This is a genomic window from Pseudomonas sp. R11F (genome assembly GCF_050312575.1).
Classification (GTDB): domain Bacteria; phylum Pseudomonadota; class Gammaproteobacteria; order Pseudomonadales; family Pseudomonadaceae; genus Aquipseudomonas; species Aquipseudomonas palleroniana.
In genome coordinates, this window is the sequence record NZ_JBNPJU010000078.1 from 64,551 (window position 1) to 89,916 (window position 25,366).

30 protein-coding genes are annotated in these 25,366 nt (G+C 61.3%); 20 read left to right on the plus strand and 10 right to left on the minus strand.

Going from position 1 to position 25,366, the window contains the following annotated elements; genetic code table 11:
• Positions 1-177 precede the first annotated feature (177 nt).
• Together ACQRBV_RS26280 and ACQRBV_RS26285 are read right to left on the minus strand one after the other, a co-directional pair.
• Complete coding sequence (locus ACQRBV_RS26280) at positions 178-831, minus strand: class I SAM-dependent methyltransferase (protein WP_411985459.1); 654 nt, start codon at positions 829-831, stop codon at positions 178-180.
• Positions 828-1,283 (minus strand): YbaY family lipoprotein, encoded by a 456-nt coding sequence (locus ACQRBV_RS26285; RefSeq protein WP_060755258.1) that lies wholly within the window; start codon positions 1,281-1,283, stop codon positions 828-830. Before ACQRBV_RS26285 ends, ACQRBV_RS26280 begins: the two co-directional genes overlap by 4 nt.
• Before the next feature lie 139 nt (positions 1,284-1,422).
• Here ACQRBV_RS26285 and nrdR point away from each other — a divergent pair, with 139 nt between their 5' ends.
• The 11 genes from nrdR (at position 1,423) to ACQRBV_RS26340 (ending at position 9,620) form a co-directional block, all read left to right on the plus strand.
• A complete protein-coding gene (nrdR, locus tag ACQRBV_RS26290) occupies positions 1,423-1,887 on the plus strand; it encodes a transcriptional regulator NrdR (RefSeq protein ID WP_029299433.1) in 465 nt (154 codons plus the stop codon).
• Positions 1,884-3,023 carry a bifunctional diaminohydroxyphosphoribosylaminopyrimidine deaminase/5-amino-6-(5-phosphoribosylamino)uracil reductase RibD gene (gene ribD, locus ACQRBV_RS26295; RefSeq protein ID WP_411985460.1) on the plus strand — a complete coding sequence of 380 codons (1,140 nt, stop codon included), beginning with the start codon at positions 1,884-1,886 and terminating at the stop codon, positions 3,021-3,023. Before nrdR ends, ribD begins: the two co-directional genes overlap by 4 nt.
• A gap of 45 nt (positions 3,024-3,068) precedes the next feature.
• Positions 3,069-3,731, plus strand: a complete 663-nt coding sequence (locus tag ACQRBV_RS26300) for a riboflavin synthase (RefSeq protein ID WP_411985461.1) — start codon at positions 3,069-3,071, stop codon at positions 3,729-3,731.
• A gap of 15 nt (positions 3,732-3,746) precedes the next feature.
• Positions 3,747-4,838, plus strand: a complete 1,092-nt coding sequence (gene ribBA, locus ACQRBV_RS26305) for a bifunctional 3,4-dihydroxy-2-butanone-4-phosphate synthase/GTP cyclohydrolase II (RefSeq protein WP_060755255.1) — start codon at positions 3,747-3,749, stop codon at positions 4,836-4,838.
• A gap of 88 nt (positions 4,839-4,926) precedes the next feature.
• Positions 4,927-5,403 (plus strand): 6,7-dimethyl-8-ribityllumazine synthase, encoded by a 477-nt coding sequence (gene ribH / locus ACQRBV_RS26310; RefSeq protein ID WP_003194576.1) that lies wholly within the window; start codon positions 4,927-4,929, stop codon positions 5,401-5,403.
• Complete coding sequence (gene nusB / locus ACQRBV_RS26315; protein WP_060755254.1) at positions 5,400-5,900, plus strand: transcription antitermination factor NusB; 501 nt, start codon at positions 5,400-5,402, stop codon at positions 5,898-5,900. Before ribH ends, nusB begins: the two co-directional genes overlap by 4 nt.
• Positions 5,901-5,918: 18 nt before the next feature.
• Positions 5,919-6,884, plus strand: a complete 966-nt coding sequence (gene thiL / locus ACQRBV_RS26320) for a thiamine-phosphate kinase (RefSeq protein ID WP_411985462.1) — start codon at positions 5,919-5,921, stop codon at positions 6,882-6,884.
• A 55-nt stretch (positions 6,885-6,939) separates the two neighbouring features.
• Positions 6,940-7,665 (plus strand): substrate-binding periplasmic protein, encoded by a 726-nt coding sequence (locus ACQRBV_RS26325; RefSeq protein ID WP_411985463.1) that lies wholly within the window; start codon positions 6,940-6,942, stop codon positions 7,663-7,665.
• Between the two features lie 130 nt (positions 7,666-7,795).
• Positions 7,796-8,413, plus strand: a complete 618-nt coding sequence (gene ribA, locus ACQRBV_RS26330) for a GTP cyclohydrolase II (protein WP_060755251.1) — start codon at positions 7,796-7,798, stop codon at positions 8,411-8,413.
• The gene (locus ACQRBV_RS26335) at positions 8,410-8,829 is read left to right on the plus strand and encodes a hypothetical protein (protein WP_060755250.1); all 420 of its coding nucleotides are present in this window, start codon (positions 8,410-8,412) and stop codon (positions 8,827-8,829) included. Before ribA ends, ACQRBV_RS26335 begins: the two co-directional genes overlap by 4 nt.
• Entirely contained in the window at positions 8,826-9,620 is a 795-nt protein-coding gene (locus ACQRBV_RS26340; RefSeq protein ID WP_411985464.1) for a cobalamin-binding protein, read from the plus strand. The genes ACQRBV_RS26335 and ACQRBV_RS26340 overlap by 4 nt, the downstream gene beginning before the upstream one ends.
• Here the strand turns inward: ACQRBV_RS26340 and ACQRBV_RS26345 are convergent.
• The 7 genes from ACQRBV_RS26345 to ACQRBV_RS26375 form a co-directional block, all read right to left on the minus strand.
• Positions 9,617-11,500 carry a TonB-dependent receptor domain-containing protein gene (locus ACQRBV_RS26345; protein ID WP_411985465.1) on the minus strand — a complete coding sequence of 628 codons (1,884 nt, stop codon included), beginning with the start codon at positions 11,498-11,500 and terminating at the stop codon, positions 9,617-9,619. The genes ACQRBV_RS26340 and ACQRBV_RS26345 overlap by 4 nt on opposite strands.
• 137 nt (positions 11,501-11,637) lie before the next feature.
• Complete coding sequence (gene dxs, locus ACQRBV_RS26350) at positions 11,638-13,536, minus strand: 1-deoxy-D-xylulose-5-phosphate synthase (RefSeq protein ID WP_411985466.1); 1,899 nt, start codon at positions 13,534-13,536, stop codon at positions 11,638-11,640.
• 123 nt (positions 13,537-13,659) lie between these two features.
• Positions 13,660-14,547 (minus strand): (2E,6E)-farnesyl diphosphate synthase, encoded by an 888-nt coding sequence (gene ispA / locus ACQRBV_RS26355; protein WP_411985467.1) that lies wholly within the window; start codon positions 14,545-14,547, stop codon positions 13,660-13,662.
• The gene (locus ACQRBV_RS26360; RefSeq protein ID WP_003194556.1) at positions 14,544-14,786 is read right to left on the minus strand and encodes an exodeoxyribonuclease VII small subunit; all 243 of its coding nucleotides are present in this window, start codon (positions 14,784-14,786) and stop codon (positions 14,544-14,546) included. Before ACQRBV_RS26360 ends, ispA begins: the two co-directional genes overlap by 4 nt.
• Before the next feature lie 78 nt (positions 14,787-14,864).
• The gene (locus ACQRBV_RS26365; RefSeq protein WP_411985468.1) at positions 14,865-16,004 is read right to left on the minus strand and encodes a Fic family protein; all 1,140 of its coding nucleotides are present in this window, start codon (positions 16,002-16,004) and stop codon (positions 14,865-14,867) included.
• A 90-nt stretch (positions 16,005-16,094) separates the two neighbouring features.
• A complete protein-coding gene (locus tag ACQRBV_RS26370) occupies positions 16,095-16,475 on the minus strand; it encodes a MerR family transcriptional regulator (protein WP_411985469.1) in 381 nt (126 codons plus the stop codon).
• A complete protein-coding gene (locus ACQRBV_RS26375) occupies positions 16,414-17,058 on the minus strand; it encodes an NAD(P)H-dependent oxidoreductase (RefSeq protein WP_411985470.1) in 645 nt (214 codons plus the stop codon). Before ACQRBV_RS26375 ends, ACQRBV_RS26370 begins: the two co-directional genes overlap by 62 nt.
• A 204-nt stretch (positions 17,059-17,262) precedes the next feature.
• On the opposite strand from ACQRBV_RS26375, the gene ACQRBV_RS26380 reads away from it, so the two are divergent.
• Entirely contained in the window at positions 17,263-18,294 is a 1,032-nt protein-coding gene (locus ACQRBV_RS26380) for a PDDEXK nuclease domain-containing protein (RefSeq protein WP_411985471.1), read from the plus strand.
• Between the two features lie 69 nt (positions 18,295-18,363).
• On the opposite strand, the gene ycaC is transcribed toward ACQRBV_RS26380, so the two are convergent.
• A complete protein-coding gene (ycaC, locus tag ACQRBV_RS26385) occupies positions 18,364-18,996 on the minus strand; it encodes an isochorismate family cysteine hydrolase YcaC (protein WP_060755241.1) in 633 nt (210 codons plus the stop codon).
• Between the two features lie 327 nt (positions 18,997-19,323).
• On the opposite strand from ycaC, the gene ACQRBV_RS26390 reads away from it, so the two are divergent.
• The 8 genes from ACQRBV_RS26390 to ACQRBV_RS26425 all read left to right on the plus strand — a co-directional run bounded on the left by ACQRBV_RS26390 (position 19,324) and on the right by ACQRBV_RS26425 (position 25,347).
• Positions 19,324-19,905 (plus strand): YjfI family protein, encoded by a 582-nt coding sequence (locus ACQRBV_RS26390; protein ID WP_411985472.1) that lies wholly within the window; start codon positions 19,324-19,326, stop codon positions 19,903-19,905.
• Positions 19,906-19,922: 17 nt separating this feature from the next.
• A complete protein-coding gene (locus ACQRBV_RS26395; protein ID WP_060755239.1) occupies positions 19,923-20,621 on the plus strand; it encodes a PspA/IM30 family protein in 699 nt (232 codons plus the stop codon).
• Positions 20,622-20,675: 54 nt separating this feature from the next.
• The gene (locus tag ACQRBV_RS26400) at positions 20,676-21,236 is read left to right on the plus strand and encodes a rhomboid family intramembrane serine protease (RefSeq protein WP_090365615.1); all 561 of its coding nucleotides are present in this window, start codon (positions 20,676-20,678) and stop codon (positions 21,234-21,236) included.
• A gap of 69 nt (positions 21,237-21,305) precedes the next feature.
• A complete protein-coding gene (locus ACQRBV_RS26405) occupies positions 21,306-22,340 on the plus strand; it encodes an ion channel (protein ID WP_090365617.1) in 1,035 nt (344 codons plus the stop codon).
• Positions 22,327-23,001 (plus strand): DUF2491 family protein, encoded by a 675-nt coding sequence (locus tag ACQRBV_RS26410; protein ID WP_411985473.1) that lies wholly within the window; start codon positions 22,327-22,329, stop codon positions 22,999-23,001. Before ACQRBV_RS26405 ends, ACQRBV_RS26410 begins: the two co-directional genes overlap by 14 nt.
• A gap of 15 nt (positions 23,002-23,016) precedes the next feature.
• Positions 23,017-23,445: a DUF350 domain-containing protein gene (locus ACQRBV_RS26415; protein WP_090365620.1), complete on the plus strand. Its 429-nt coding sequence runs from the start codon at positions 23,017-23,019 to the stop codon at positions 23,443-23,445.
• 18 nt (positions 23,446-23,463) lie between these two features.
• Positions 23,464-24,177, plus strand: a complete 714-nt coding sequence (locus tag ACQRBV_RS26420; RefSeq protein WP_411985474.1) for a DUF1190 domain-containing protein — start codon at positions 23,464-23,466, stop codon at positions 24,175-24,177.
• Between the two features lie 12 nt (positions 24,178-24,189).
• Positions 24,190-25,347, plus strand: coding sequence for a glutathionylspermidine synthase family protein (locus tag ACQRBV_RS26425; RefSeq protein WP_411985475.1), 1,158 nt, complete (start codon positions 24,190-24,192; stop codon positions 25,345-25,347).
• The last annotated feature ends 19 nt before the right edge of the window (positions 25,348-25,366 follow it).

The window sequence follows — 25,366 nt, forward strand, 5'->3', positions numbered from 1 at the left end:
GAAGGTTAGGCAGCTGCCCGGCGTTTTGCAAGCCCTTCATACGACCGGCGATAGGCGACGGGGTCTGGAAATGCATGCTGATTAATTGTCCAAGTGCGTGCAAAAGGAGGGCATTTTCCACAGCCATTCCTTTTATGTCTCAGCGAACGTATTGCCAGAAATTTGTAACGTTCGGGTTTAACGCCGCGAATGGTACAGGCTCACCTTGCGAAACTCCCAAGGCTCGGCCAGGTCGGGCAGTGTCAGTGCATCAAGGATCTGCAACCGCCGATAATCCGGGTGCTGGAAGTCCCTGACCCGCGAGTCGGCCACCAGTGCTTCGCGGCCACGGGTGAGGAATTGATCCAGCAGCGGCAGGTTGGCCCGGTCGTAGAGCACGTCGGCCACCAGGATCAGGTCGAAGCGGTCGGCTTCGGCGAAGAAGTCTGCCGAATAACCCAGCGTCACACCGGTGAGTTCGGCATTGGCCCGGCAGGCGGCCAGCGCCAGTGGGTCAAGGTCACAGGCCACCACTTCGCGTGCGCCCGCCTTGACGGCGGCAATCCCGGCCACGCCGGAGCCGGCGCCGAAGTCCAGTACGCGTTTGTCGGCAACCCACTCGGGGTTGGCCGCCAGATATCGCGCCAGTGCCAGGCCGCTGGCCCAGCAGAAACTCCAGTAGGGCGGCTCATGCAGGATACGCCGGGTTTCTTCCTGGCTGAATTCGCGGTCCATGTTGTCCGCATCCAGCAGCCACAATGACAACTCGGTGCCCGGCAGCGGGCAGGGCACCAGTTGGGCGTCGCCGATCAGCTCGCTGAGGGCGCGCTGCAGAGGCAGCGGTGGCGTCATGGTGCCTTGACGAGTTGCAAGGGACCGGTGGTCTGGGTAATCGCCTGGGTGATACGCACGGCAGGCAGGTGCAGGATCAATTGACCGGACTGGCTGGCGCGGCCGCGTAATTCAACCCGCGCACCGGCCGGGAACGCCTCGGGGTTGAAGCGCAGGCGGAAGGCCAGGGGCTTGCCGTTGGCGGACAACACGCTGCTGGCGAGCAATTGTTGCGGGCGGTTGCGCTCATCGATCACCAGCAGTGCCAATTCGACTTCGGCATTGGCCGGCACGCCGTTGAGGATGCCGCTGATTTCCCGCTGATACGCCGGCAAGGGGCCAAGGTCTTCAATACCCGGGACTTTTTTCTCTTGGGCTGGTGTCGGTTGAGGCGCGGTCGGCTTGGGGGCTTCGCTGCTGCAGGCGACCAGAAAACTGAACAGGCCGAGTAAAACCAGTGGTCGTAACTGCATGTACGGCTCCAGAAGTGACAAAATCCGTGGTTTGAAAATCAAGAAACATAATAGCCCGCCTATATACCGTAAAGGCTATGGCTTGTCTTGCCACGGGGATGCGCTACCATGGCCCTCCCTTTTTTTGTTGCCTGCCACCATGCACTGTCCCTTCTGCGGTGCCAACGACACCAAGGTCATTGATTCGCGTCTGGTCGCCGAGGGCGATCAAGTGCGTCGCCGGCGCGAATGCCTGGCCTGCGGTGAACGTTTCACCACCTTCGAAACCGCCGAACTGGTATTGCCGCGTCTGATCAAGTCCGACGGCAGCCGCCAGCCTTTCGACGAAGACAAACTGCGCGCCGGTATGCAGCGCGCCCTGGAAAAACGCCCGGTGAGTGTCGAGCGGCTGGAGGCGGCGCTGGTGCACATCAAGCACAAGCTGCGCGCCACCGGCGAGCGCGAGGTCAAGAGCCTGGTGGTTGGAGAACTGGTGATGGGCGAGCTGCAAAAGCTCGACGAAGTCGCCTATATCCGTTTCGCCTCGGTGTATCGACGCTTCCAGGACCTCAATGAGTTCCGCGAAGAGATCGACCGCCTGGCCCGTGAGCCGGTCAAAGAATGAACCCGTCTTCCACTGCCGAGCAGGCTGTCCTCGACGCTCATTACATGGCCCGCGCCCTGGAACTGGCGCGCAAGGGCCTGTACACCACCCACCCCAACCCGCGTGTAGGCTGCGTGATCGTGCGCGATGGGCAGGTGGTCGGCGAAGGCTGGCATGAGCGCACCGGCGAACCCCACGCCGAGCCCAACGCCCTGCGCGCCGCCGGCGACAAGGCGCGTGGCGCCACGGTGTACGTGACCCTTGAACCCTGCAGCCATCATGGGCGTACCCCGCCGTGTGCGGATGCATTGGTGAGTGCCGGTGTGGCGCGTGTCGTCGCCGGGATGCAGGACCCGAACCCGGAAGTGGCCGGGCGTGGCATGCAGCGCCTGGCTCAGGCCGGTATCGAGGTGCAGAGCGGTGTGCTGGAAGCACAGGCGCGTGCACTGAACCCGGGCTTCCTCAAACGCATGGAGCACGGCCTGCCGTTTGTGCGGGTCAAGCTGGCAATGAGCCTGGACGGCCGCACCGCCATGGCCAGCGGCGAAAGCCAATGGATCACCGGCTCGGCTGCCCGCGCCGCCGTGCAACGCCTGCGTGCCGAAGCCAGTGTGGTGCTGACCGGCGCCGACACCGTGTTAGCCGACGGCGCCCGCCTGACCGTGCGTGCTGCCGAACTGGGCCTGGATGAGGCGACCACCGCTTTGGCCATGTCGCGTCCGCCCTTGCGCGTGCTGATCGACGGCCGCCTGCGCGTGCCGCTTAACGCGCCGTTCTTCAAGGCCGGCCCGGCCCTGGTCATCACCTGCGTCACTCCGGAGAATCAGTTCCCGCGGGGCCCTGAATGCCTGGTGGTGCCGGGGGTTGATGGCCAGGTCGACCTGCGTTCGGCCCTGGTTGCCCTGGCCGCGCGTGGCGCCAACGAGGTGCTGGTGGAGGCCGGTCCGAGCCTGGCAGGCGCCTTCGCCCAGCAGGGGCTGGTGGACGAGTACGTGATTTTCGTCGCCGGCAAGTTCCTTGGCTCCGCCGCCCGGCCTTTGTTGGACTGGCCGCTTGAGAAACTGGCGGATGCCCCCCAACTCAAGATCACTGAAATGCGCGCTGTGGGCGACGACTGGCGAGTCACTGCCATTCCTTTGCCAGTAGCGAGCGTATAATTTCCGGCCTGCGCCCGGCGCAGCCCTGTTTTCCTGGAGAAGGCCATGTTCACCGGCATTATCGAATCCATCGGCAGCATCCGCGCCATGACCCCAAAAGGCGGCGATGTACGCCTGCTGGTTGATACCGGCAAGCTCGACCTCGGCGACGTCAAGCTGGGCGACAGCATCGCCGTCAACGGCGTATGCCTGACGGTCATCGAATTGCCGGGCAACGGCTTTGCCGCCGACGTCAGCCGGGAAACCCTGGACTGCACGGCGATGAATGACCTCAAGGCGGGCAGCCCGGTCAACCTGGAAAAAGCCCTGACGCCCACCACCCGCCTGGGCGGTCACCTGGTCAGCGGCCATGTCGACGGCGTCGGCGAAGTGGTGGCGCGCAGCGAAAACGCACGTGCCGTGGAATTTCGCATCCGGGCTCCCAAAGAGCTGGCCAAGTACATCGCCCATAAAGGCTCGATCACCGTCGATGGCACCAGCCTGACCGTTAACGCGGTAAATGGCGCCGAGTTTGAATTGACCATCATTCCCCACACCCTCAGCGAAACGATCATGGCCTCGTACCAGCCGGGTCGCCGGGTGAACCTGGAAGTGGACTTGCTGGCCCGTTATCTGGAGCGCCTGTTACTGGGCGAAAAGGCCGCAGAGCCATCGTCCGGGAACATCACTGAAAGTTTTCTGGCCGCTAACGGCTACCTGAAATCCTGACCAAGGGGGTGCCGCGTGGCGCTCAATAGCATCGAAGAACTGGTTGAAGACATCCGCCAAGGCAAGATGGTCATCCTGATGGATGACGAAGACCGTGAAAACGAAGGCGACATCATCATGGCCGCCGAGGCCTGCCAGCCTGAGCACATCAACTTCATGGCCAAGCACGCCCGCGGGCTGATCTGCATGCCCATGAGCCGCGAGCGCTGCGAGTTGCTCAAGCTGCCGTTGATGGCGCCGCGCAACGGCTCGGGTTTCGGCACCAAGTTCACGGTTTCCATTGAGGCGACCACCGGCGTCACCACCGGTATCTCCGCCGCTGACCGCGCACGCACCGTGCAAGCCGCCGCCGCCAAAGACGCCAAGGCGGAGGACATTGTCAGCCCGGGTCACATTTTCCCGTTGATGGCCCAGCCGGGTGGCACCCTGGCACGTGCCGGCCACACCGAGGCGGCCTGCGACCTGGCGCGCATGGCCGGTTTTGAGCCGAGCGGGGTGATCTGCGAGGTGATGAACGACGACGGCACCATGGCCCGTCGTCCTGAGCTGGAAGCTTTTGCCGCCGAGCACAACCTCAAGATCGGCACCATTGCCGACCTGATTCACTACCGCATGATCCACGAACGTACCGTTCAGCGGATTGCCGAGCAGCCTCTGGACAGCGAGCTGGGCCAATTCAATTTGGTGACCTACCGTGATTCAGTGGAAGGCGACGTGCACATGGCCCTGACCCTGGGCAACATCTGCGCCGAAGAACCGACCCTGGTGCGGGTGCACAACATGGACCCGCTGCGTGACTTGCTGATGGTCAAGCAACCGGGGCGCTGGAGCCTGCGGGCCGCCATGGCTGCGGTTTCCGAGGCAGGCAGCGGTGTGGTGCTGCTGCTCGGTCACCCGCTCGATGGCGATGTGCTGCTGGCGCATATCCGCGAAACCGCCGACCACGCACCGGTGAAAAAACCGACCACCTACAGCATCGTCGGTGCCGGTTCGCAGATCCTGCGTGACCTCGGTGTGCGCAAAATGCGGCTGATGAGTGCACCGATGAAATTTAATGCGATATCCGGTTTCGACCTGGAAGTTGTAGAATACGTGCCCTCCGAATAAAGGCCGGCGATTTTTGCCCCTTGTTCGCGGTTAAATCATCACTAAGGGGCGCCTTTTTCGCGTCCCGGCTCTTTAAGAGATTTATCGAATGACCCTGAAGACCATCGAAGGTACCTTCATCGCCCCCAAAGGCCGCTATGCCCTGGTGGTTGGCCGCTTCAACAGCTTCGTGGTTGAAAGCCTGGTAAGCGGTGCCGTGGACGCCCTGGTTCGCCACGGTGTGAGCGAAAGCGACATCACCCTCATCCGTGCCCCTGGCGCCTTCGAAATTCCGCTGGTTGCGCAAAAAGTCGCACAGCAGGGCGAATACGCGGCGATCATCGCCCTGGGCGCGGTCATTCGTGGCGGTACTCCGCATTTCGAATACGTGGCTGGCGAATGCACCAAGGGCCTGGCCCAGGTGTCCATGGAATTCGGCGTACCGGTTGCCTTCGGCGTGCTGACCGTTGACTCCATCGAGCAAGCCATCGAGCGCTCCGGCACCAAGGCCGGTAACAAAGGCGCCGAAGCTGCCCTGTCCGCCCTGGAAATGGTCAGCCTGCTGTCGCAGTTGGAGGCCAAGTGATTTCCGACGAGAGCGATCGTTTCAACCCACGCGACCCACGCCCAGCGGACGCCGGCAAGCCATCGAAGAACGAGAAGCGTCGTGCTGCTCGTCAGCTGGCGACCCAGGCGCTGTACCAGCGCCACCTGGCGGGTGCTTCGTTGAACGAAATCGAAGCGCAGTTTCGCGTCGACAACGATTTTACCTTTGCCGACCTGCCGTACTTCCACGACATCCTGCACGGCGTGCATGCCCACCTGACCGAGATCGATGCGGCCCTGGCACCGTGCCTGGACCTGACCATCGAAGAGCTGGACCCGGTTGAACTGTGCGTGATGCGCTTGTCGGCCTGGGAACTGCTCTATCGCGTTGACGTACCGTACCGCGTGGTGATCAACGAAGGCATCGAGCTGGCGAAAGTCTACGGTTCGACCGACGGCCACAAGTTCGTCAACGGCGTGCTCGACAAACTGGCCCCGCGCCTGCGTGAAGCTGAAGTGAAGGAACACAAGCGCTGATCTGCGCTTGAGTCCCTGATGGGTGAGTTCGAGCTGATCCGCAACTACTTCGCCGCCGCGCCCTGTGCGCAAGGCGGCGAAGGCATTGCCTTGGGGATCGGCGACGACTGCGCCTTGCTGGCGCTCCCGCTTGGGGAGCAGTTGGCAATCTCCACGGATACGTTGGTGGCCGGCGTGCATTTTGCCGACCCTTGCGATCCGTTCCTGCTCGGCCAGCGCTCGTTGGCTGTGGCGGTGAGCGACCTGGCTGCCATGGGCGCCAACCCTCTCGCGTTTACCCTTGCCTTGACGACGCCGACGGTCGATGCCGATTGGCTGCAACGCTATGCCCAGGGTTTGAACGCCATGGCCCAACGCTGCGGTGTGAGCCTGGTGGGTGGCGACACCACCCGTGGGCCGCTGAGCCTGACCCTCACGGTATTGGGGCGTGTCCCGGCTGGGCAGGCGTTGACGCGCAGCGGGGCACGGCCGGGTGACCTGCTGTGTGTGGGCGGTGAGTTGGGCGACGCTGCTGGTGCCTTGCCGCTGGTGCTGGGCCAACGCAGTGCCCAGGCGGCCATCGCCGATCCGTTGCTGGCGCATTACTGGTCGCCGCAACCGCAGCTGGCCTTGGGGCTGGCGTTACGGGGCAAGGCCACGTCTGCGATGGATATCTCCGACGGGCTGCTGGCGGATTGCGGGCATATTGCCAAGGCGTCATCTGTCGGCCTGTTGGTCGAGCGTCAGAAGCTGCCACTGTCCACGGCCTTGCTGGCGTTTGTCGGCGATGACGAGGCGCGTGTGGCCGCCTTGAGTGGCGGCGACGACTATGTGCTGGTATTTACCTTGCCACCGGCCCAGTTGGCGCCGCTGCAGGCCGACGGCTGGCCGATCCATGTGATCGGTCGGGTCGAGGCGGGGCAGGGCGTGAAGCTGCTCGATGTAAACGGGCAGGACATCACCCCGGCCGTTCGGGGCTATCAGCATTTTTGCGAAACGCCATGAACCGGCGAGCTGCGCTACCCTTTATACGGTCCACACTGTGTTGGAGACCGTCACCATGCCTATGCGTCACTGGCTGCTGATTGCGTTGTGTGCCGTCGCCCCGCTGGTGCCGGCGGATGAAGCGTCGCCCCCAGGCAAGATCATGCTGGCCAGCGAGGAATGGAACGACTACACCAACGCGGATGGTACGGGGCTGGCCTGGGACGTGTTGCGCCAGATCTTCGAGCCGGCAGGCATCACCTTGCAACGCCGCAGCGTGCCTTATACCCGCTCGGTCGGCCTGGCCCAGCGCGGCGAAGTGGATGGCTGGGTGGGGTCCTACCGCAACGAAGCCGATGGCGTGCTGTACCCCCGCTGGCACTTTGATTCGGATCACATCTACGCCCTCGGGCTGGCCACCGCGCCGACACCGGGTATCGCCACGCTGGGCAACTATCGTCTGGCCTGGGTGCGTGGCTACAAATATGAGGCGTACCTGCCCAATGTGAAGCGCTTCCACCCGATTGAGCGGCGCAGCGGCATTCTGCCGATGCTGCAATACGGCCGTGCCGACTTTTATATCGATGCGCTCCCCGAAGCCCAATACATCCTGGCTCAGGCAGACGACCCCACACAATTCAAGCTCACCCATATCGCCGAACTGCCGGTGTACGTAGGCTTCGCCGATAACGAGCGGGGGCGTGCCCTGATGACGGTGTATGACCAGCGCATCGCTGTCCTGGTCAAAAGTGGTGAGCTGAAGCCGATTTTTGCGCGCTGGAAACAGCCCTATCCGTTCTGACCTGCATAGAACCAGGATGAAGGCCAATCGAACCGATTGATCTTTATCAGCGATAATTCAGCTTAAGCGTCTGTAGGAACCTGCTGTTACAATGACCGCCTTTGTGAAATCTAGAAATCAGGAGCACACGGTGCCCGTCGTTTTCGTCGCCGCTTCCAAGCTGCCTACCCCTTTTGCCACGTTCACCATGAACGGCTTCCTTGAAGAGGCCACCGGTCGCGAGCACGTTGTGCTCAGCCTGGGTGACATCGCCGACGGCGCGCCGGTGCTGGGCCGTGTGCATTCTGAGTGCCTGACCGGTGACGCACTGTTCAGCCAGCGTTGTGACTGCGGTTCGCAATTGGAAGCCGCTTTGCGCGCCATCGCCCGTGAAGGCCGTGGCGTGTTGTTGTACCTGCGTCAGGAAGGCCGCGGTATTGGCCTGATGAACAAGATCCGCGCCTATGAATTGCAGGACGGCGGCGCCGATACGGTGGAAGCCAACGAGCGCCTGGGCTTTGCCGCCGACCAGCGTGACTACGCCATCTGCCTGCCGATGCTGGAGCATCTGGGCGTGAAATCCCTGCGCCTGATGACCAACAACCCGCGCAAGGTCAAAGCCTTGACCGAGATGGGCATCACTGTGGCCGAGCGTGTGCCGCTGCACACGGGGCACAACCCGCACAACAAGCTCTACCTGGCGACCAAGGCCAGCAAACTCGACCACATGATGGGCAACGAACATCAGGGCGAGGTCGACCGCGCGTGACCCGTGGCCAGGTAAAGCGGCGGCTGTCCTTCAATTGGTGGCAGTACCTGGCCCTGGCGTTGCTGCCCTTGTTCGTGATCAACCTGCTGTTCAGCCAGGCCGAACCCATGCTGTCGGTGCTGGCCATGCCGTTTTTTATCGCCGGCGTGGCCTCGATGTTTCTGAGCCTGCGCTACTTCAACGGCTATAAACACGCGCTGATCGCCACCTCTAAAGCCCTCGACACCCCCGATGAACCGGCCGCCTGGATTACCCTCGCGGCGCGTCGACGCACGGCGTTGATGGTGGCTGCCCTGCCGGCCTGGATCGGTACGCTGGCGGTATTCGTGGGCCTGGAAGCCGTGCCGTTGTGTTTGCTGGCACTCTCGACCCTGGTGTTGTTCTACCTTTATCGCATCCCGCGTCAGCTGGGATGAGGCGTCATTGGCTGGCGGTGCTGCTGCTGGCATTCAGTGTGCCGGGGCTGGCCGTTGAACGGGTGGTCAGCCTGGCGCCATCTCTCTCTGAAATCGTCGTGGAACTGGGGGCGGCCGACCTGCTGGTGGGCGTGCTCGACGGCGGCGAACGTCCTGCTGCATTGGCCAAGGTGCCCTCGGTCGGGCATTACGGCCAACTGGATATGGAGCGCCTGCTCAGCCTCAAGCCGGACCTGATCCTGCTGTGGCCCGGCAGCATCGGCCCGGCCCAGCGTGAGCAACTGCAACGCCTGAATATCCCCGTGTATGTCGCCGAACCCCACAGCCTTGAGCAACTGACCGGCCAAATCCAAGCCATCGCCGAGCAGTTGGGGCGGGCCGAGGCGGGCCGGCAGTTGGCGGGGCAGTTGCATAAGCGCTTGGCCGACCTGCGCCAGAGCTACCAACGGGCCGAGCCGCTGCGGGTGTTTTATCAGGTGTGGAACCCGCCGCTGTATACCGTCGGTGGCGGGCAGATCATCAGCGATGCGTTGAGTGTGTGCGGTGCGCGCAATGTGTTCGATGACCTCAAGCTGCCCGCGCCGCAAGTCAGCATCGAGTCGGTGTTGCAGCGCAATCCCGAGGTGATCCTGGTCGGCGATCAACTTCAGTTGGAAGCATGGAAAGCATGGCCTCAAGTCGCCGCAGTGGCGCAGGGGCGGTTGCTGGTGGTGCCGGACAAGGGCCTTGAGCGGCCCAGCGGGCAGATGCTGGAGGCGGTGGCGCGCTTGTGTGAGGTGCTTGCCCGTTAGAGTTCCGGAGTCCAGGTGACGCCAAACATCAGCGTCCGACCTTCTTCGCGGTAGCCATATTGCTGGCCTTGATACTGATACAACGCCCGGCTGTAGCGTTTATCCAGCAGGTTATCGAGCTTCATGTTCAGCGCGATTTCACGGCTCATGGCCCAACTGGCGCGTAACCCGAGCAGTCCATAGCCGCCCAACGGGTGTTGGTTCTTCGGGTCGTCGTAGCTGCTGCTGACGGCTTGCCAGCTGGCGCCTACGCCGAAACGCTCGAATTGCCGATCCAGGTCCAGGCTCAGGGTACGCCGGGCGCGACGTGCCAAGGTGCGCCCGGTATCGCGGTCGCGTGGGTCAATCATGGCCAGGCCCAGGCTGCCTTGCCAGCCGAACAGATCCTGCCTGAGTGTGGCTTCGAAGCCATTGATGCGTGCCGAACTGACGTTTTGCGGGCCGTCGCTGCCGAACACGATCGCGTCCTGGATATCGGTGCGGTACAGCGAAGCTTCCAGGCGGGCGGTGTCGCTGAGTTGGCTGCGCCACTGCACTTCGTAACTTTTCGAGGTTTCGGGGCGCAGGTTCGGGTTGCTGTTTTTAAAGCCGTATTCGTCCGGGTAGTACAGGTCATTGAACGTCGGGGCGCGAAACCCCTCGCTGTAACTGAACAGCAGGTCGTTGTCCGGGTTGACGGGCAGGGTCAAGCTGCCGCTCCAGCTGTTGTGGCCGCCGAACTGCTGGTTCTGGTCGCGACGCAGGCCCAGCTCGGTGGAAAAGTACCGCGCTGCAAAGCGATGCTGGATAAACACCGCACGGTTCCAGCGGCTGTCTTCGGCGAGCGCGGTGCTGCTGTTGACCTGATCTTCGTAGCCATCGGCGCCCAGGATCAGGCTGTTCTGATCATTGAGGGTCAGGTCGTTCTGCCAGTTCAGCGAATTGCGGTAGGTGTTGAACACACTGCGTTCATCGCTGAGTTTATCCAGCGAATCTTCGCGGTTTTCGCTGTGGCCCAGTTCGACGCGGGACTTCCAGGTGTCGTTGATCCGCGCGTCGATAAAGCTGCTGACGTTACTGACGCTGAAGTCGGTGTAGGGTTTCTGTTGGAAACTCTGGAAGGTGGTCGAGTCATAGCGACCAAACGGGTTGTCGTACGCGCTTTTGCCACGGTTATCCAACACGTTGATGCCGGCGTCGACCTGGTCGCTGAAGGCGTGGCTCAGGCTGAAACTGAGGGCCTGGTTGCGATAGGCATCATGATCGCCATCGCTGGGGTAGGAGGTGTAGGTGCGGTTGATCCCGGCGGTGTCATCCAGGCTGGCGCCGAGGTTGAAGCGGGTCTGCGAATCGCCCCCGGACACTCCCAGGCTGCGTTCCCACGTCTGGCGGCTGCCGAAGCCCAGGTGAAGGCGCGGTTGCAGACCGGACGTCGTATTGCGCCGGGTGAAGATCTGAATCACCCCGCCAATGGCATCACTGCCGTAGATCGCCGAGCGTGAGCCTCGCAGCACCTCGACGCGCTCGATCTGCTCGATATTGAGGTATTGCAGGTTGCTGGTGCCAGTGGTGGAACTGCTGATGCGTTGGCCATCCACCAGCACCAGGCTCTGGGCGGTGGAGGTCCCCCGAATGTAAACGTTGGTCGCGCTGCCGCGGCCACCACTCTGTGCTACCTGCACACCCGGCACGCGGCTCAGCAAGTCGCTCACGCTGCCGGGCTGCAAGCGGTCGATGTCGTCGCGGGTGAAGACTGTGTTGGCGGTGCTGCTGTCACTACGCGCCTGGACCTGGCGGTTGGCGCTGATGACCACGTCGGGGAGTTTCAGGGCGTCGTCGCGGGTGTCGGCGAGCAGGTCGCAGGCGGGCAGAAGCAGCAGGGCGAAGTACAGGCGTTTCATGATCTGTCCGTAGATTTGAAGTGAACACCCATCAAATGTGGGAAGGGGCTTGCTCCCGATTGCAGTGTGTCAGTCTCAGTATCTATGACTGATCCACCGCTATCGGGAGCAAGCCCCCTCCCACTATTTGATGCTTGTTACAGGCCCAGCAGCGTCATGCGCTCACGCACCGCTGCCTCGATACCGGCTTCATCCAGCCCGCACTCAGCCAGCATCTGCGCCGGCTTGGCATGTTCGACGTACACATCCGGCAAACCCAGGTGCAGTACCGACTTGAGCACATTCTCCCGCGCCAGGAACTCGCTGACCGCCGCGCCCGCACCGCCCATGATGGCGTTCTCTTCGAGGGTCACCAGCAGCTCATGGCTACCGGCGATCTCGCGCACGAGTGCTTCATCCAGCGGCTTGACGAAACGCATGTCGACCACGGTGGCGTCGATCTTTTCGGCCACTTTCAAGGCTTCGGCCAATTGCACGCCAAACACCAGGAATGCCGTCTGGCGGCCTTGGCGGCGCACGATGCCCTTGCCGATCTCGATCGGTTCCAGGTCCTTCTCGATCAGCGCATTCGGGCCCGTGCCGCGTGGGTAACGCACTGCAGCCGGGCCGTTGTACAGGTGGCCGGTGCTGAGCATTTTGCGCAGTTCGTTCTCGTCGCTTGGCGTCATCACCAGCATGCCGGGGATGCAACGCAGGTACGACAGATCGAAACTGCCGGCGTGGGTCGGGCCGTCTTCGCCCACCAGGCCGGCGCGGTCGATGGCGAACAAGACGTCGAGATTCTGCACGGCCACATCGTGGACGAGTTGGTCGTAACCGCGCTGCAGGAACGTCGAGTAGATCGCCACCACGGGCTTGGCGCCTTCACAGGCCATGCCGGCGGCGAAGGTGACCGCGTGCTGCTCGGCAATCGCCACGTCGAAGTAACGCAGCGGGAAACGCTCGCTGAACGCCACCAGGTCGGAGCCTTCCTTCATGGCTGGGGTAATGCCCACCAGGCGTGGGTCGGCGGCGGCCATGTCGCACAGCCATTCGCCAAATACCCCGGAATACTTAGGCCCGCTGGCCTTTTTCGGCGCAGCGGCGGGGGCGTCCAGTGGCTCCAGCTTGGTGATCGCGTGGTAACCGATCGGGTCGACTTCCGCCGGCGCGAAGCCTTTGCCCTTCTTGGTGACGATATGCAGGAACTGCGGGCCCTTGAGGTCGCGCATATTGCGCAGCGTGGCGATCAGGGTCGGCAGGTCGTGGCCGTCGATGGGGCCGATGTAATTCCAGCCCAGCTCTTCGAACAGGGTGCCAGGCACCAGCATGCCCTTGGCGTACTCTTCGGTGCGCCGGGCAATTTCCCACGCGCCCGGCAGGCGCGAGAGCACCTTCTTGCTGCCTTCACGCATGCTCGCGTAAGTACGGCTGGAGAGGATTTTGGCCAGGTAGTTGGACAGGCCCCCGACATTGCGCGAGATCGACATGTCGTTGTCGTTGAGGATCACCAGCATATTGGCGTCCACTTCCGGCGCATGGTTCAGCGCCTCGAAGGCCATGCCGGCGGTCAATGCGCCGTCACCAATCACGGCAATCGCCTTGCGCTCGCTGCCTTGCAGGCGGGCGGCAATCGCCATGCCCAGCGCTGCACTGATGGAGGTGCTGGAGTGGCCGACGCCAAAGGTGTCGTACTCGCTCTCGGAGCGACGCGGGAAGGCGGCCACACCGTCCTTCTGGCGCAGCGTGCTCATGCGCTCGCGACGACCGGTCAGGATTTTATGCGGATACGCCTGGTGGCCCACGTCCCACACCAGCCGGTCGTCCGGGGTGTCGAACACGTAATGCAGGGCGATGGTCAGCTCGATAACGCCCAGCCCGGCACCGAAATGCCCACCGGTCTGGCCGACCGTGTAGAGCAATTCCAGGCGCAACTCATCGGCCAGGGTTTCCAGCTCGGCTTCACCCAGTCGACGCAGGCCGTCCGGCGTGGCAGCACGGTCGAGCAGGGGCGTGGACGGGCGCTTGCGGGGAATCTCTTGAAACGTCGTGGGCATCAGGCGAATCGTTATAGGTATAAAAGAGGCGGCAGTTTACCTCAAGCATCGCCAACTGCCCACGCGAAGCGCCGAACTTGGCTGATTAGGCGGCGCGAATGGCCGCACTTGCTCAGTTGCGGCTCAGTGGCGGCGTTCGACGATATACCGCGCCAGGTCGCGCAGCGGCTCGGCGGCCGCGTCGAAAGGTCGCAGGGCCTCCAGGGCTTGGTCGCGCAGTTCCAGGGCATAGACCTTGGCGGCTTCAAGGCCGAGCAGGGACGGATAAGTCGGTTTGTCCCGGGCGATATCGGCACCTTGGCGTTTGCCCAGGGTGGCGGTGTCACTTTCCACATCCAGAATGTCGTCCTGCACCTGGAACGCCAGGCCGATGGCCCGGGAGTAGGTCTGCAGGGCCGCCAATTGCGCAGCTTGCGCGCGGCCACTGGCCAGGGCGCCCAGGTGCACGGCAGCTTCGATCAGCGCGCCGGTCTTGTGGCGATGCATGTGTTCCAGGGCGTGCTGGTCCAGCTTGAGGCTGACGGAGCCCATGTCGATGGCTTGCCCGCCGACCATGCCGGCCGGGCCGGCGGCGTGGGCGAGTGTGGTCACCATGCGCAGGCGGATCTCGGCATTCACGCTGCTCAAGCGCGGGTCCAGCAAGGCGCTGAACGCCAGGCTCTGCAGGCCATCACCGGCCAGAATCGCATAGGCCTCATCAAAGGCTTTGTGAGTCGTCGGTTGGCCGCGACGCAGATCGTCGTCGTCCATGGCCGGCAAATCGTCATGCACCAGGGAGTAGGCGTGAATCAGTTCCACCGCACACGCCGCGCCATTGGCCTCCTCGGCCGGAGCGCCCAGGGCTTCACAGGCGGCATAGGCCAGCAATGGGCGCACGCGCTTGCCGCCATTCATCACGCTGTAGCGCATGGCGGCATACAGGCGGTCCATTTCCGGGCTGGGCGCAACAAACAAGGGCTCCAGCGCCGCGTTGACCCGGGCTTGGCTACTGGCCTGATACGCGTCGATCATTCCGGCTGTTCCGCATCGAAAGGTTCCTCGGCCAACTCCCCGTCACGTTCCAGCAGCACTTGCACCTTCTGCTCCGCCTGCGCCAACGCGCTCTGGCAGTCGCGAGTCAGGCCGATGCCTTGCTCAAACGCCGTCAACGAGTCTTCCAGCGACAACTCGCCGTTCTCCAGACGCTCGACCAGGGCTTGCAGGTCGGCGAGGGATTGTTCGAAATCGAGTGCAACTTTTTTGCGGGCCATGGCGGCTATTCCGGTAGACGGTAAACCGGCGCGACACTAGCAGACATGGGGGATTGGGGCAAATGAGTGGGGCGCTGTTCAATCTTTCCCATTGTTGATTTGATAGCGTGTGCTGCGGCCTCCACCGGGCAATCGCACCAGGCAGCCGGTTTCCAGCAGATCAGCCAGGTGACGCGTCGCCGTGGCTTTTGACACCTTGGCGACGGCTTGGTACTGAGCGGCGCTGATCCCGTGCTCAAAGCCCTTTTCACCGCCGTCGAGCAGGCGGTTGAGCACCTTGATCTGTTCGGCGGACAACGCGAGGTCGCGGTGCTGCTGCCAGAAACGGCTTTTGTCCAATACCCGATCAATCCGAGCCATCGCCTGCTGCAGGCTGTTCAACAGGGTTTTGAGGAACCATTCCAGCCAGTCGGTGATATCCAGCGTGGCCTTCTGACTGGACTCCAGTGCGTGGTAATAACCGGCGCGGTCCTCGAGAATGCTGGCCGACATTGCGTAAAAACGGATGGCTTGGTGCTCGCCCTGGGCCAACGCCAAATCCGTGATGGCACGGGTCAGGCGACCGTTGCCGTCATCGAATGGGTGCAGCGTGACAAACCAGAAATGCGCCACGCCGGCGCGGACCAGTGGGTCCAGTTCCGGTTGATTACGACTGCTTTCAAACCATTCCAGGAACTCCTCCAGCGCTTGCTCAAGGCCCAGGCGTGGCGGCGCCTCGAAATGCACGGTCGGTCGGTCAAGCCGGCCCGATACCACCTGCATGGGCTCATCCCCGCGCAGTGCACCTATATTCAATGCGCGGGCGGCAAAGCCTGCCTCGGGTGCCGGAAACAATAAGTGGTGCCAATTCAATAGACGCGAGAGGGTGAATGGCTGCGCGAATGGTTGAGTGGCATCCATCATCAGTTCAGCAAGGCCCTCGCTGCGACGGCTGACCTGCCCGTCTGTCATTGCCTCCAGGCCCATCCGTCGTGCCAGGGACGAACGCACCGAACCCACATTCAACTGTTCCCCCTCGATGGCCGAAGAGGTCAGGATGTTTTGCAGCAACGCATCCAGCGCATTCTGCGCACTGACCGTTTGGCTGACTGTACCGAGCATACCCAGCAGCTTGCCTTGCGCTTGCCCGCACTCGCGCAACAAGGCGGCCAGGCGTCCCGGTTGCCAGTGGAAATGCGGCCAATCGTGGTGTTGCCAGATCCAGAGCGGGTGATCCATGGAGAGATACCTGAGCGTGTGAGCCGAATAAAAACGCTATTCGGCTCATTATGTGAGCCGATTGTGCATTCTATTCGGCTCATCGTCCACTCAGGCAGGGGCTGTGGCCGATTGAGAGCAACGGCCGTGTGCGTTTTTTAATTGGGCTTCGAACTCGAGCAGCCCCGTCTGCATCTTTTGCAGTGCAGCCATCTGTACGGCCAACTCGCGTTTCTTATTGTTGATGGCCTGTTCCGCCCGTTCCCAAGGCAATGCGTCACCCTGGTGGCCCTGAAGGATTTCCTGCAATTCCTTGAGTTTGAACCCCAGCTGTTGCGCGCACTTGATAAACATCAGCAACTCAACGCTCTGCTCCGAATAGACCCGGTATTGGCCTTGGCGCTGCGGTTCTGGCAGCAGCCCAATCGCCTCATAGTGACGGATCGCCTTGATGGTCGTGCCTGACAACTGCGCGGCTTTGCCGATGTACATGAAAACTCCCTTTTCCTATTAAAGCGCCGGCCTGTTTCAGCCACTTGTCCCGCTGCGCCGCAGTAGAGCCCAGCACCGGCCCGAACTGCAACGTCTTGACCGGCTTGATGCCGCAAAACGCCAGTGTGGTCTTGCACATCTGATGGATGCCCGGCATGCGATAGAACCAGCGGTAATACCAGGGTGGTGTGTCCAGGGTCACCAACAAGTGTGCGGTCCGGCCCTGCAGCAGCTTGTCAGGGAACGCCTTGCCGGCTCGGTATTTGAAGGCGAAGCCGGACAGGAACACGCGATCGATGAAGCCCTTCATCAAGGCGGGGATGCCGCCCCACCAGACCGGGAAAACAAACGTCAGATGGTTGGCCCAAAGGATGTCGCATTGTGCGCTGAGCAGGTCGAGCTCCAGTGGTTGGGCCTGGCTGTAGCCGTGGTGCAGGACGGGGTCGAAAGCCAGCTCCCCCAGGCGCAACACGCGTACTTCATGGCCGGCGGCTTTTGCGGCATGGATGTAGGCGTCGGCCAGGGCCGAACAGAAGCTGGCGTTAGAAGGGTGGCCGAGAATAACCAGGGTGCGCGGCGGCATGAGGTGAGGTCCTGAACAGGGTGTTTCAGGGTAAGGGTTGCCGTATAGGGGAGAGTCAAGCGTGGGGTCCGCAATGCGCCGATTTGTCAGTGCCAGCAGGACGTTTCGGTAATCCTTGGAAGGCTGTTCCTGAACCGCCCTTGGCCCCTTGTGACAGCCAATCCCCCTGACTAGCCTGCCTCAAAACTCAACGAGTGAAACGGCATGAGCGAAACCTGTACCGGCTTGACCACGCCTCCAGCGGGCTACAGCGACTGGCTGACGGACCTGAAAGGTCGTATTCACGCGGCGCAACAGCGCGCCACACTGGCGGTCAATCGGGAGCTGGTGTTGCTCTATTGGCAGATTGGCCACGACATCTTGACCCGCCAGGCCGAGCAAGGGTGGGGGAGCAAAGTCATTGATCGCCTGGCCCAGGATTTGCGCACGGCTTTTCCCCGCATGAAGGGGTTCTCACCGCGAAATCTCAAGTACATGCGCGCTTTTGCCGAGGCGTGGCCAGACTCGGAATTTGTGCAAGAGGTGCTTGCACAATTGCCTTGGTATCACCAACTTGCGCTACTGGACAAACTCCCCAGCCCCGAAACCCGGCGCTGGTATATCGCCCAGGCAATCGAGCACAACTGGTCGCGTAATACCCTGGCCATGCAGATCGAAAACCGATTGCTGGAACGCAGTGGCAAGGCTGTCAGCAACTTCGAATATCACCTGCCCAAGCCGCAATCCGACCTGGCGCGGGAATCGCTAAAAGATCCCTATCGTTTCGATTTCCTCAGCCTGGGCCTGGACGCGCAGGAGCGTGACATCGAAAACGCCTTGATCAAGCACGTCACCGATTTCTTGTTGGAGCTCGGTGCGGGTTTCGCCTTCGTCGGCCAGCAGGTATTGCTGGACGTCGGCGGCGATGAGTTCTTCGTCGACCTGTTGTTCTATCACTTGAAGCTGCGCTGCTACGTGGTGATAGAACTGAAAGCGGGCAAGTTCAAACCCGAGCACCTGGGGAAGTTGAGCTTTTATCTCGCGGCTGTCGATGCCCAGCTTAAGCATCCACAAGACGGACCCACCATCGGCCTGCTGTTGTGCAAGAGCAAGAACGAAGTCGTCGCCGAATATGCGCTGCGCGACAACAATCGACCGATTGGCGTGGCGCAATACCAGTTGGTTGAGTCGTTGCCCGCAGAGTTGCAAACCAATCTGCCGAGTATCGAGCAGATCGAACGGGAGCTGGCGGGCTGATTGCGAATGGCGAGTTACTCACGAAAAAAGCCTGCTGTTCAAGGCAGGCTTAGTGGTGCAGCGGTTGACTCAGTCCTTGCGCGCCGTCAGCGCCGAATAACTATTCATCAAGTTGCGATAGTTAGGGATGCGCTGGGACAACAGGTTCCCCAGCCCTTCAATGTCGTTGCGCCAGTCGCGGTGCAGCTCACACGCCACCGAGAACCAGTTCATCAACTGCGCCCCGGCTTGGGTCATCCGGCTCCACGCCGCTTGCTGCACCGTGGTGTTGAACGTACCGGACGCATCGGTGACCACAAACACCTCAAACCCTTCGGCCAATGCCGACAACGTCGGGAACGCTACGCACACATCCGTCACCACACCGGCAATGATGATCTGCTTGCGGCCGGTGGCCTTGATCGCCTTGACGAAATCTTCGTTGTCCCACGCATTGATCTGACCAGGGCGAGCGATGTACGGCGCGTCCGGGAACATTTCCTTCAGCTCCGGCACCAGTGGGCCGTTAGGGCCTTGCTCGAAGCTGGTGGTCAGGATGGTCGGCAGGTTGAAGAACTTGGCCAGGTCGGCCAGGGCGAGCACGTTGTTCTTGAATTCGTTGGGGGAGAAGTCCTGCACCAGAGAGATCAGGCCGGTCTGGTGGTCAACCAGCAGAACGATGGCGTCGTCTTTGTTGAGGCGGTTGTAGGTTGGAGTGCTCATGGTTGAATCCTTTTTGTTTAAGTGGGTTTGGCGTTGCGTTCAACATGGGCACAGATTACTGGGGGAGTGCTGGGCGATAAATCGGCTGAAACAAGTCATACCGTCAACTCAAAAGGGACAATCTTGGATGGCTAAAAATCTCACGCGTGAGCTATTGAGCCCGGCAAGCATTACCTGTAGATTTTTCACGCGTGAGTTTTTCAGAGCGAGGTCAGTGGTATGAACAGCAGCTCTCCATCGAGCCCGTCAGCAGGGCCCGAGACCGATTCAGCAAGCCTTCAGGGAGAGCGCTTGAAACCGTCCGCGAAAAAACCATCGAGCTTCTACATGAAGCAGATGCGCGCGGGCCTGGCGGCCGCCGGTTATGTGAAACACGAGACTTGGGTGCTTCCCGAAAATCGAAGCCTGCTCAAGCAAATGGAGAAACAGCTTCGCCAGCCGATTCTAGCTGGCTCATTCTTGTCGGAGACTTATATGAGCGCAGGTACTAACTGGAACATCGATCGCCTCTTCAGCGCGCTTCAGGGCCTGGACGAGGTGGTCAACAAGGACATCACGCTTTCTCTGCTTCAAGGCTCCGAGTCCAGCATCAAGCTGGAAATGAACGACTTCGGTGGCTTGCCGATTTACATCGCGGTGGTGGGCGAGCAGATCATCGTGGATACCGTGCTGGTCGACGTCGAATCCATCAACGACGTACCCCGGTTCAATGACGCGGTGCTGCGCAGCCGGGAAATGTTCCCGCTGTCTTCCATCGGTATCGAGTCCATGCCTAACGGGCAGGTCGTCTACAACATGTTCGGCGCGTTGAGCTCCGACTCCAGCCTGACCAACATCGTGACCGAGGTGAAAACCCTCGTCGACAACGTGCAGCGCGCCAGCGAAGCCTTTGAACGTTTCTTCAATTAAGTATTCGGGAGTATCCAATGACTCAATCCATCTGGAGCAAACTGTTCACCGCGCTGCGTGGCGGTGCCAACGAAGTCGGCGAATCGATCGTCGATCAGCAAGCCTTGCGCATCCTCGACCAGGAAATCCGCGATGCCGACAGCGCCCTGGCCAACGCCAAGCGTGAACTGGTCAGCATCATGGCCAAGCACAAACTGGCGACTGATCGCGTCAATGAGTACAACGCCAAGATCTCTGACCTGGAGTCCAAGGCGATGGCCGCGATCCAGGCCAATCGTGAAGACCTGGCCCTTGAAGTGGCCGAAGCCATTTCGACCCTGACCAACGACCGCGACGTCGAGCAAAAGCAGGCGGCCGAGTTCGGTGGCTATGCCGACGGTATGCGCAAGGACATCACCAAGGCCGAAGGCCGGATCAAAAGCCTGCGCCAGCAAGTGGATATGGCCAAGGCGCGTGAAAGCGTGCAGAAGGCCCAGGTCAGCGCTTCCATCGCCAGCGGCGGTGCCAACGGCAAGCTGGAAACCGCCGTCGGTACGCTCAATCGTCTGCAGGCCAAGCAGCAGCAACGCGCCGCTGAGCTGCAAGCCCAGGACGAACTGGCCGATGCATCGACCGGTACCGACCTCGAGCGCAAGCTTCGCGAAGCTGGCATCACGCCGAACGAAGGCAGTGCCAATGCGATTCTGGAGCGTCTGAAGCAAAAGTCGGCTGAGTAAATACAGCCGCAACAAGAAGGGCGCTGTCTGCCCTTCTTTTATGTCGAGGTCAGGATGGACGCCCTGAAAGGTTTCAAGACAATCGCAGGCCTGGCTCTGTTCATGGTCGCGCTGCAACTGCTGAATGTAGCGACCGGCTACAGCCTCATGGCGTTTGGTCTGATCCCAAGAACACTGCAGGGGTTGGCCGGCATCCTCACGTCACCGTTTTTGCATGCGTCTTTCGCCCACCTGAGTGCGAACCTGATTGCCTTCCTGGTACTGGGTACGCTGGTGATTATCGAAGGGCTCAATCGATTCGTGACCGTCAGCGCGATCATTATTCTGCTGGGCGGTTCGCTGGTTTGGTTATTCGGTTTTGCGGGCATACACGTGGGGGCCAGCGGCTGGGTATTCGGCTTATGGGCCTACCTGTTGTCTCGCGCCTGGTTTCACAGGAGCTGGAGCAACCTGATAACAGCGGGTGTCGTAGCGGCGCTGTATGGCGGCCTGGTCCTGGGCTTTCTTCCTCGCCAAGGGGTTTCCTTCGAAGGGCATCTGTTTGGTGCATTCGCCGGATTTATTGCAGCCAAGGTACTTCTCTCCAAACCACGTAGCAGGTTTAATGCCGGCTGAGCGCACTCGAGCATCCAGATGCCGAGGCGACGACATCAGGAAGCAAAAACCCAGGGAACCAGGGACGAAATGTCGATTTTTCTTCTATTGCGCATGTACGCTTCCTCCCTTTTTCACCGTTTCGGCTGGGCAGGTCTGGTCATCGCCTTGGGCGTTCACCTGAGCACGGCTTATCTGGGCCTGGTATATCTGGGCGAGCAACACCTGACTGCTCTCGCCACATTTGTTTACTTCTATCTCACCACCACGCTGACCGTCGGCTATGGCGATCTTGCGCCGCAGACTTCGGCAGGCCGAGTGTTCGTGGCGGCTTGGGTCATGCTCGGAGGCATCGCGCTGCTGACCGCAGCCATCGGTAAAACCACCAGCAGTGTCATCGATGCATGGAGAAAAGGCATGAAGGGAAAAGGCGATTTCACCGGCAAGGTCGGCCATACCGTGCTCATCGGCTGGGAAGGTGCATCCAGTGAGCGGGTCATTGAGTTGTTGCTGCAGGACGAGACCTCGAACGACAACCTGATCGTCATCTGCGATTGCACCCTCGACGAAAACCCGATGCCGGGCAAAGCGGCATTCATCCGCGGCGAAAGCCTGTCCTCCATCGCGTTATTGCTGCGTGCGGGGGTACCCGGTGCAGAGCGCGTGCTGGTGCGGACCCCCTCTGACGATCTGACCCTGGCCACCGTGCTGGCGGTGAACCAACTCAATCCTGTCGGGCATGTGGTCGCCCACTTCAATGACAGTGAAATCGCCGCACTGGCCAGCTCCTATGCACCCCGCCTGGAGTGCACCTCAAGCATGGCCATCGAGATGCTGGTGCGCGCCTCTCAGGATCCGGGCTCGTCGGTGGTCATTAATGAGCTGCTGTGCGTGGGGCAGGGTGCCACCCAATACCTGATGAAGTTGCCCGAAGCCTTTGAAGCCACCTTCGGCGACCTGTACACCCGGATGAAAGAACAGCACAACGCCACGCTCATCGGCTATCGCGCCAAAGATGCCCAGCAACCGTCGATCAACCCGCCCAGCGCCACCCGCGTTGAAGGCGGCGAACTCTTCTACATCGCCTCCACCCGCCTCAAGGAAATCTCCAATGGGATGGTTTAAACAATTGATGGGGCTTGAGGCCCCGAACGCGAATACCCCAGCGAGCCGGACCGCCGCCGAACCGCTGCCGACGACCGGGCCGCTGGGCCTGGCGCCGGGCAAAGGCGTGATGTTCGACAGCAGCCTGAAGTTGCTGCTCGATGGGCAAACCACGGTGGTCATCCCCGGCTCCCAGGAAATCTGGAGCAACGGCACCATTGACCTCGGGCAGTCGACCTGGCTGTCGCGCTATTACATGAACGACGAAGACTACTGGTTGCAGGTGCACACCACAGGCGACATCGCCGGGCAGGTCGAGTCGGTGATCCTGTTCAACTACCTGAGTTACGTCACTATCAGCAGCGAAGCGGAACTGCGTCGGCTGGCCGGCCCGCAAAGCCTGATCGGGTTGCCGACCTACACCCACGACGGCGTTGAATACGCGCGCGTGTGGGGCAGCGAAAATGGCCAGACAGAACTGGTGGCGATGAGCGAGCAGGTGATAAACCCCGAGACCTCCTACAGCGTCGAGCACCGCTCGATGCTATATGCCCGTGATACCGGCCTGACCGATCGCCGGGAGTTCCTGCTGTTCTCCGTCGAGGAAGACGCTGAAGGCAACGTCAGCCTGAGCACGTCGCTGGGCATCTCGCTGTACACAACCGATTTGAATGTGCTCTAAAAAAGGAAGAAGTCCATGCTCGAAGCTCTCTCTATTTCCCTGAACAAAGCGGCCGTGTTCGGGTTTGTCATCTATATCCTGGGGGCTGCCGTGCTGTTCGGCCTGTTCCAGTTCATCTACACCCGCGTCACCCCGCACAAGGAGTTCGAGCTGATCCGTGCGAACAACGTGGCGGCGGCGGTCGCGCTGGGCGGTGCGATTATCGGTTTCGCGATTCCGGCCAGCAATGTGATTGCGTACTCGATCAACCTCCTCGACTTCGCCGTCTGGGCGGTGATCGCAGCCGTCGTCCAGCTGTTGGCGTTTCTGCTGACCAGCCTGGTGCTCAAAGGCACGTCCGAGCGCATCAAGAACGGCGAGCTCGCGGCCGGTATCTACGTGGCCGCCGTCGCCATCAGCGTCGGCATGTTGAATGCCGCGTGCATGACGCCTACCCAGAACTGATTGCGCACGGAGCCTTTGATGAAACGAAGCAAGTATGTCCAGCTGTCGCTGGCTGCGTCGGTCGCCATGGCGATATCCGGTTGTGGGCCGACGGAAAAAACCTACGATTTGCAGAAGAAGTACAACTTCCAGTCGGTTCAGCAATGCGCCGATGAAAAGCTTCCGGTGGACGTCTGCTCGGACGCCTACATGACGGCCATGGCTGAGCACCGCCGCATTGCGCCGGTGTACGACAGCCAGGCCGATTGCGATGCCGACTTCGTCGCCGACTGGTGCCAGCAGGACTCCTCCGGCAAGTTCATCCCCAGGCTGGGCGGTTTCGAACTGACCGCCGCGGGCCAGGTGACACAGTCCCAGGTCGACGCTGCCAACGCCCAAGTGGCTGGCGCGCAAGCGAGCGGTGGCGGCTCCGGCTTCTCCACCAGCAGCCTGCTGACCGGGCTGCTGATCGGCAACATGCTGAGCAACAACCGCAACAGCTACAGCTCCGAGCCGGTGTATCGCTATCGCGATGATCGCGGCAACTACGCCTCCTCGACGCTCAACCAGCGCGTATCCAATGGGGCTACATTCGGCCGCTCGAACCAGGCCCGGTACGGCAGCAGCAACTACTCGAACACGCTGCGCTCTTCGAGCAAGCCAGTGTCCGTTGCATCGTCCACCTCCCGTGGCGGTTTTGGCAGCAAGGCCAGCGCACGCAGCGGCTGGGGCGGCGGCGGGTCGAGCAGTTAAGGAAATCTGGCCATGAAGAAAATCCATTGCGCAGAGCGTCATGACTGGAAACAGACGGCCGAAAGCCTCGGCTTTCTGTTCCATACCATTGACGACGAACCCTACTGGGACGAGAGCGCGTATTACCAGTTCACGCTCAAGCAAATCGAGCAAGACCTCGAAGACCCGACCACCGAGATCCATGACATGTGCATGGACCTCGTGGCCCGCGTGGTCCACAGCGAAGAGCTGTTCGGGCGCCTGAGCATTCCCGCAGCCTTCTTCGACATGATCCGAACCTCATGGCTCGAAGGGCACCCGCACTTGTATGGACGCATGGATTTCTCCTACAACGGCGCCGGGCCGGCCAAGTTGCTGGAACTCAACTACGACACACCGACCAGCTTGTATGAAGCGGCGGCGTTCCAGTGGGGCTGGTTGGAACAATGCATCGAGCGCGGCTTGCTGCCCAAGCATGCCGACCAGTTCAACAGCATCGATACCAAACTGCACCAGGCTTTCGCCCAGTTGCAGGTCAAGCAGCCGTTCTACTTCGCCTCGATGAAAAACTCGGTCGAAGACAAGGGCACCACCGACTACCTGCGCCTGGTCGCGGAAACAGTCGGCATCGAATCGCGCCACATCGACATCGAAGACATCGGCCTGACCAGTGAAGGCCGTTTCGTCGATCTCGAAGATCGCTGGATTCCCCACCTGTTCAAACTGCACGCCTGGGAATTCATCTTCCACGAGCCTTTTGGTGCGGCGATTGCCCAGAGTGATACGCAGTTTTTCGAGCCCGCCTGGAAATCCATCCTCTCCAACAAAGGCATCCTGCCGCTGTTGTGGGAGTTCAACAAAGGGCACCCGAATCTGCTCGCATCCCACCTGGATACCGACCCCGGCAAGGCCGTGCCGAAGGGCTGGGTGCGCAAGCCGTTCTTCTCGCGGGAAGGCGCGAATATTGAGCTGCAAACGGCTGACGGCCTGATCGTGAAAGAGGACGGGCCTTACACGGATGCGCCGTTTATCCTTCAAGAGTTTGCGCCGCTGCCACGGTTTGGCGACAGCTACACACTGATTGGCTCTTGGGTGATTGGCGATCAGGCCGCAGGCATCGGCGTGCGGGAGGACAATAGTCTGATTACCAAGGATTCGAGCCGGTTTTTGCCGCACTTGATACTGGACTGAGCACATCCGCTGGGGTACG